The sequence below is a fragment of the Paenibacillus antarcticus genome (genome assembly GCF_001637225.1).
Classification (GTDB): Bacteria; Bacillota; Bacilli; order Paenibacillales; family Paenibacillaceae; genus Paenibacillus_AQ; species Paenibacillus_AQ antarcticus.
In genome coordinates, this window is the sequence record NZ_LVJI01000024.1 from 223,311 (window position 1) to 229,443 (window position 6,133).

At 39.7% G+C, this 6,133-nt stretch carries 9 protein-coding genes and 1 pseudogene; 9 read left to right on the forward strand and 1 reads right to left on the reverse strand.

Annotated elements, in window-relative coordinates; translation table 11 throughout:
- Positions 1 to 140: 140 nt before the first annotated feature.
- The 3 genes from hxlA (at position 141) to PBAT_RS17215 (ending at position 1,856) form a co-directional block, all read left to right on the forward strand.
- Positions 141 to 773, forward strand: coding sequence for a 3-hexulose-6-phosphate synthase (gene hxlA, locus PBAT_RS17205; protein ID WP_068651203.1), 633 nt, complete (start codon positions 141 to 143; stop codon positions 771 to 773).
- A gap of 7 nt (positions 774 to 780) precedes the next feature.
- On the forward strand, positions 781 to 1,332 hold the full coding sequence (gene hxlB / locus PBAT_RS17210) for a 6-phospho-3-hexuloisomerase (RefSeq protein ID WP_068651205.1): 552 nt from the start codon (positions 781 to 783) through the stop codon (positions 1,330 to 1,332).
- Positions 1,333 to 1,472: 140 nt separating this feature from the next.
- The gene (locus tag PBAT_RS17215; RefSeq protein ID WP_068651207.1) at positions 1,473 to 1,856 is read left to right on the forward strand and encodes a winged helix-turn-helix transcriptional regulator; all 384 of its coding nucleotides are present in this window, start codon (positions 1,473 to 1,475) and stop codon (positions 1,854 to 1,856) included.
- Between the two features lie 85 nt (positions 1,857 to 1,941).
- On the opposite strand, the gene PBAT_RS17220 is transcribed toward PBAT_RS17215, so the two are convergent.
- Positions 1,942 to 2,535 carry a helix-turn-helix domain-containing protein gene (locus PBAT_RS17220; RefSeq protein ID WP_068594025.1) on the reverse strand — a complete coding sequence of 198 codons (594 nt, stop codon included), beginning with the start codon at positions 2,533 to 2,535 and terminating at the stop codon, positions 1,942 to 1,944.
- 196 nt (positions 2,536 to 2,731) lie between these two features.
- On the opposite strand from PBAT_RS17220, the gene PBAT_RS17225 reads away from it, so the two are divergent.
- From PBAT_RS17225 to PBAT_RS17250, 6 genes and pseudogenes are all read left to right on the forward strand, one after another.
- Complete coding sequence (locus tag PBAT_RS17225; protein ID WP_068651209.1) at positions 2,732 to 3,154, forward strand: phage holin family protein; 423 nt, start codon at positions 2,732 to 2,734, stop codon at positions 3,152 to 3,154.
- An 81-nt stretch (positions 3,155 to 3,235) separates the two neighbouring features.
- Positions 3,236 to 3,523, forward strand: coding sequence for a Dabb family protein (locus PBAT_RS17230; protein ID WP_068651211.1), 288 nt, complete (start codon positions 3,236 to 3,238; stop codon positions 3,521 to 3,523).
- Between the two features lie 45 nt (positions 3,524 to 3,568).
- Positions 3,569 to 4,003: a DUF86 domain-containing protein gene (locus tag PBAT_RS17235; RefSeq protein ID WP_068651213.1), complete on the forward strand. Its 435-nt coding sequence runs from the start codon at positions 3,569 to 3,571 to the stop codon at positions 4,001 to 4,003.
- A gap of 16 nt (positions 4,004 to 4,019) precedes the next feature.
- Complete coding sequence (locus tag PBAT_RS17240) at positions 4,020 to 4,958, forward strand: DUF4261 domain-containing protein (protein WP_068651215.1); 939 nt, start codon at positions 4,020 to 4,022, stop codon at positions 4,956 to 4,958.
- Between the two features lie 155 nt (positions 4,959 to 5,113).
- Positions 5,114 to 5,464, forward strand: coding sequence for a YtxH domain-containing protein (locus PBAT_RS17245; RefSeq protein WP_068651217.1), 351 nt, complete (start codon positions 5,114 to 5,116; stop codon positions 5,462 to 5,464).
- Positions 5,465 to 5,934: 470 nt separating this feature from the next.
- Positions 5,935 to 6,133, forward strand: a pseudogene (locus tag PBAT_RS17250) (collagen-like protein); the annotation flags it as partial.

Below are 6,133 nucleotides of genomic sequence, written 5' to 3' on the forward strand. Positions count from 1 at the left end.
GTTGTTAAAGCCTATAACGACACATTAGTACCTTCCAGGTAACTACCTCACTTTAAAGTGCCTACTTCCTGTTTTGATGGTAAGGTCCTACAATGAGTACAACACCAACAATAATTTATTGATGAGGAGATTTAACTATTATGAAATTGCAATTAGCATTGGATCTTGTTGATATTGCCGGAGCGATAGAGGTTGTATCGGAAGTTGCGGAATTTATAGATATCGTTGAAATTGGAACACCCATTGTTATTAATGAAGGATTACACGCGGTGAAAGCAATCAAAGACGCATTTCCATCATTGACAGTGTTAGCCGACCTTAAAATCATGGATGCGGGTGGATATGAAGTGATGAAGGCTGTTGAAGCTGGGGCAGATATCGTAACTGTACTGGGTGTATCTGACGATTCCACCATTAGAGGTGCCGTAGAGGAAGCTAAGAAACACAATAAAGAGATCTTGGTAGATCTGATCAACGTCAAGGATATTAAAGCCAGAGCGGCAGAAGTAGATGCGCTTGGTGTAGACTACATTTGTGTACATTCCGGGTATGATCATCAAGCGGATGGCAAGAATTCATTTGATGATTTAAATGCAATTAAGAGCGTAGTGAAGAACGCGAAGACAGCTATTGCTGGAGGAATCAAACTGAGTACGTTACCAGAAGTTATCGCAGCGAATCCGGATCTCGTTATTGTGGGTGGGGGAATCACTGGCGAAGAAGACAGATTAGCAGCAGCAGCAGAAATGAAACGTCTCGTAAGCCAAGTGTAATCATTCGATGAATACAATGGAATATGCGCAGGAAATTGTAAATGAGCTTCAGCACTCCGTGTCGCAGCTTGGAGAAGAAGCAGAGCAAGTCGCTGATCTTCTCTTACGTTCTGGCAAAGTGTTTGTAGCAGGAGCCGGAAGATCAGGACTGATGGGACGAGCATTTGCTATGCGGCTCATGCAGGTCGGTAAAGACGCCTATGTCGTTGGAGAAACCATAACCCCAGGGATGGATAAGGTAGACGTGCTTGTGATCGGATCGGGTTCTGGTGAAACGAAAGGTCTGATCTCTATAGTGGAAAATGCCCGAGCCATAGGTGCGGTGGTTGTAGCATTTACCATCATACCGGATTCGACGATCGGACGCTTGGCGGATTATATTGTGAAGCTGCCGGGCGCAACAAAGGATCAGAGTGGAAATCATACTACGATTCAGCCGATGGCTTCATTATTTGAACAGACGATGTTGGTAGTATACGATGCCATTATTCTGAGGATGATGGAGAAGACAGGTCAGGATTCCACACGAATGTTCGGTAAACATGCTAATTTGGAGTAATGCGAGCATCCATTCAATCGTATAATATTATCGCAAAAACGAATGCTGACCTACGTGGGAAGTTATTCGTTTTTGTGCGTACGTATACAACTCCATAGGGCAAGCTGTAGTATGAAGAGAGTAAGAGGGGGCTTGATAATATGGCAACGGAGATTAAAGATCGCATTAATCTAAAGGAAATTAATTGTGAGAAGGAGCTTACACTTGCGGTAATTGGCGGTAAGTGGAAACTGATTATTCTATGGCATCTCGGTCTTGAAGGAACGAAGAGGTTCAGTGAACTTAAGCGGCTTATTCCACATATTACGCAAAAAATGTTAACCAATCAATTGCGCGAATTGGAAGAAGATAAGCTTGTTTTCAGAGAAGTATATGCAGAAGTTCCGCCAAAAGTTGAATATTCTTTGACAGAATACGGCCAAAGTCTGATGCCCGTTCTACGTATGATGTATGACTGGGGAAAAAACTATGGGGAGAATGTCATTTGGAAAGAGGAGATATCATCCTCCGACAAATGGATTTAAATAATTATATGTAGTTACAAATCCAAAAAACCTCTGAATGCCCTATTCCACTAAGGGGTATTCAGAGGTTTTTTTATTTAGTTATTTACAGTGATTTTTCCTTTAATACAACGTCTGCGAATAGAATGGTTTTTGGAATACGGAAGAATTCTTCTGTTTTTTCTTGAAATGTCATAGATGGTAATGCTCCCTGATGTAACCACTTACGGAATGTGCCAGGATGAACGCTAATCCATTCACTTACATCACTTACAGATAGGTCATGAACCATGCAAAGGCCTGTTAGAATCTTGTTGCTCACAGGTGAGCGGGTAAGTGTTCTGCGCATAAATCTGGAATGTTCAGGTTGGCAGATGATAGGACTTTTCTCCAGGAGAGCTTCGTTAAAAAGAATATGTCGAGGATATCCCAAGTATTCACATACTTTTTCCATGTTTTTCTTACCGGGAATCCGTCCTTCGTATACCCAAGCACTTACACTTCTAGATGAAACAGATAGTTTTTCAGCCAAATAAGATAACTTAATGTCATTAGCCATTAAAATTGCAAGTAGAACGCGATTGCGTATTTGACAACGTGTTGGTCTACGGAACCGTTTGACACGCACGCCTTTTCCTAAATACTTACGATTGATCAGGGACCACGCCTGGATTGAATGTTTTTCTGGTTGTGTAGGCATATTTCCTCCGATATTTTTTTTATTATAAAATTCTACTCTATTTATAGACGAAGTTTCAATAGTAAAACTAACCTATCGTAGAATTCCACGCAAATTGCTCTATAAATCTATTAAATCAATGACAAAAGGCTTCCCATTTTAATCATACTTTTCATATTATACAGCATGAAATGTTTTTAGGGGAGGCGTAGTGTTCATGAATACACTTGTAATACAGGGAGCAAGTGGTTTAGTAGGTACTGTTGTTGCATTCACTTTTGGTGGATGGAGTGATCTACTTAGTATTTTTCTAGTTGTGATTCTAATAGACTATGTTACAGGTGTATTGGCAGCAATTAAGGACCGTAGTGGACTCAATAGTAAAATTGGGTTCTGGGGCATTACTCGAAAAGCGCTGATGTTCATCGTTATACTGCTAGCACATCAGATGGATATTTTACTTGGTCAGGATTTGGGTGTAGTGAAAAGTGGAGCTATCTATTTCTATATGGCGAATGAGTTAATATCCATTACTGAGAATTATGGGCGATTGGGTTTACCACTTCCTAATAAAGTAACACGAATTATTAAAATTTTGAAAAATAAAGATACATCAGATGATGGCAAAAATCAGTCATAGATGACAAGCTTCTTTCCCATTTTCACGTGGTATGTTATATTTTTCGTGAACCTTATACAATGAAGAAGACAGGGGTATTCGATGATAAAACATATTGTATTTTTCAAATTAAAGGATAGTTCTCCCGAAAGTGTTCTTAGGACGGCAAATGTACTACGAGATATGGAAGATAGAATACCGCAGCTTATTTCTTTAGAAGTTGGAATCGATGTTATTCGTTCAGAACGTTCATATGACATTTCCCTCATCACAGAAGTACATTCGCTAGAGGATCTTCAAGCCTATCAAGTTCATCCGGTGCATCAAGAAGTCATCAAACATATGAATGAGTTCAAAGAAAGTTCTATCGCAGTGGACTACGAGTTATAATATAGAAGAACGTGATCGTTAACACATTTTCATGGGGGTAAAGCTGTGTACTATGTTAATAGAGAACAGATCGAGAGACGTTTGCATACGATTCCTGATATTGTAGTGGGTTTGCAAACCGTCATAGAAGAATGGGATGAAGGTTTAATTCTGGGGTTTGTGCAAGAGAGAACGCTTCATTTAGCAATTGAGGTAGTAACGGATATTGGTAGCTATCTTATTGATGGGTTTATCATGCGTGATGCCAGCAGTTATGAAGATATTCTTGATATTACGCATGAGGAAAAGGTGTTTAATAGCACCATTCATGCTTCCTTGGTTCAATTAGTCCAGCTTCGCAAACCATTGGTACAAACGTATTACGAATGGGATCGAACGTCTCTTCACCCTCTCACAAGCGTACTTCCAACCATTCTGAATGAATTTGCCTCTTCTGTAAGGGGATACTTAGACCAAGAATTGGGTGCTGTACGATCATAAAGGAGCGCGTTAAAGTATGATTTCTGAAGAAAATAGGAACAACGATCAAGAAGAATTCAATAACAGCGATGTGTCTGGATTTGAGCCTATATATACAATCGAGTTCTTATATGAACAACAACCGAATATATCAAGTGAGACACTTCTTGCCTCTTTGGAAAAATACACAGGGGCAGTGAAAGTATCAGATGCAACCAATCATGTTTCTTCAACTTTTGCAGAGGAAGCTGTAGAGTCAGGAGAAGAGCGTGTACAGCCTCTGGTCTTTTCTCATCTGGATCATAAGGTGACATTCGATGATGGAGATGTTGAGTATGCACAGAGCTGCATTTATGAACCTCATATGCTTCAAGGCTTCGATCGTTTCGATAGTGCACTTCAACAATCTTTTCATTGGACGGATGCACAGACAACGATAACGAAATGTAAATATAGTGTTCGTATTCATGATTTATTTGCGGGCGATTTACCGTATAAGGAACGGTTCGAACTCATTTCAGGAGTGGTACAAGCTATATTAGAATCTACACCTTGCAAGGCTATGTTCTGGCACACGAGTGATAAGTTGGTTGAACCTCATGCGTATTTGGAAGCCTCTCTACAAGGTGAGAAGTTATATGGTGCGGTAAATCTTCGTTTGTATAGTACTGGGAAAGAAAAGGAAATGATCATGGATACACTTGGGTTATCCGCATTGGGCATTCCCGATGTACAATGTCACTTCTATGATTTAGATCCTAGCGCATTAGGACGGGATTTACTTGTGATTTCTAAATATTTATATGACCAGGGTGATATCGTTCATAATGGAGAGTCCATCGGAACTTCTGCGAATAAAGCTTACTTATGTGAACACCAACATGCTTTAGTTGTACCACCACGTGTCGTACTTGATCTCAATACAGGGTCTGCTCATGATGCGAATCAACGTAATACTCAAAGCGTAGATGAATGATTCATTTTTTTTGGTTGTCCTGAGTGTCAAGCCAAGCTCCTTCTGACTATAATGCAATTAACAAATAGGCATTCGCCCGTTCTTATATTAAGGGGCATATCAGATGCTCCTTAACGGTAGGGAGTCTAAAGCTAAGGAAGAAGGAGAGATGAACGATGAATAATAATAGCAAAGGCTTCTTATGGGGAGCTTTGGTTGGTGGTGTCGTTGGATCGGTGACTGCGTTACTACTTGCACCGAAACAAGGAACAGAATTGCGTAAGGACATTGTAGATAAATCACGACTAGTAAGTAGTAAGACGCAAGAACTTGTGAGTGTAGCTGGTGAGCAAAGTGCAAATATATATGGGATCGTGAAGACGAAGGCCAATGATATTGTTCAGGATATTCAGTCATGGCGGCATGGTAATAATGAATCACAAGATGAGTTGGTTAAGATTTCATCTGTACAAGAAGAGCCAGAATTAGATGCATTTGATTTAGTTAATCTAAGCTCGGAAAAATAATAAACATTGATGTATTAAGATAAGAGACTCCAATAGGAGTCTCTTATTTATTATAAAATTATATTCGTTGCAAAAAACTAATTTCGAATGTACGCATAATGATTATTAATTTTATCATCTGTTTTTTGTATTTTTCTTAGGTATTCATTCAGGGGTGAAATTTGGGTCTATGTAGTGAAGTGTGAGACTTCCTGTTATTAAATTATGGAAATAAAACGGAAAGGGTGTGAGGATTCTAATAAAATCAAAGGCGAAACTAACATATCATTAACCTATTTTCTGGAAATAAGTTTCATTTTATCTAAAAGCAGGTTATTAGTCCATCCCTAAAACTAACTACTCACGTACACTAAACTATCTTAATAGGGAGGTGTCCGATATTGAGTTGTTCAGGTAAAAAAAAGCGGTGTAAAAAGAAAATCCTAATTGTTTGTCCTACGAAGGGAAAAAGAAGGAAACGCTGTGTTAAAGTGATTAAAAAAGTAGTGCGGGTAACGTGTCCCCCACCTAAAGTAAATGTTACTACTCCGACGGTTGTTGGTCCTCGCGGACCACAAGGACCACAAGGACCTCAAGGTTTTCCTGGAGGAACTGGTGGAATTGGAGCAACAGGAGCAACTGGAGTAGCAGGACCGACAGGTCCAGGAGTAGGAGCAACAGGAGCAACAG

Bases quoted from the DNA above. Each gene is read 5' to 3' on its own strand.
- hxlB (WP_068651205.1), top strand. From the start codon at position 781: ATGAATACAATGGAATATGCGCAGGAAATTGTAAATGAGCTTCAGCAC.
- PBAT_RS17230 (WP_068651211.1), top strand. From the start codon at position 3,236: ATGATAAAACATATTGTATTTTTCAAATTAAAGGATAGTTCTCCCGAA.
- hxlA (WP_068651203.1), top strand. From the start codon at position 141: ATGAAATTGCAATTAGCATTGGATCTTGTTGATATTGCCGGAGCGATA.
- PBAT_RS17245 (WP_068651217.1), top strand. From the start codon at position 5,114: ATGAATAATAATAGCAAAGGCTTCTTATGGGGAGCTTTGGTTGGTGGT.
- PBAT_RS17240 (WP_068651215.1), top strand. From the start codon at position 4,020: ATGATTTCTGAAGAAAATAGGAACAACGATCAAGAAGAATTCAATAAC.
- PBAT_RS17225 (WP_068651209.1), top strand. From the start codon at position 2,732: ATGAATACACTTGTAATACAGGGAGCAAGTGGTTTAGTAGGTACTGTT.
- PBAT_RS17215 (WP_068651207.1), top strand. From the start codon at position 1,473: ATGGCAACGGAGATTAAAGATCGCATTAATCTAAAGGAAATTAATTGT.
- PBAT_RS17220 (WP_068594025.1), bottom strand. From the start codon at position 2,535: ATGCCTACACAACCAGAAAAACATTCAATCCAGGCGTGGTCCCTGATC.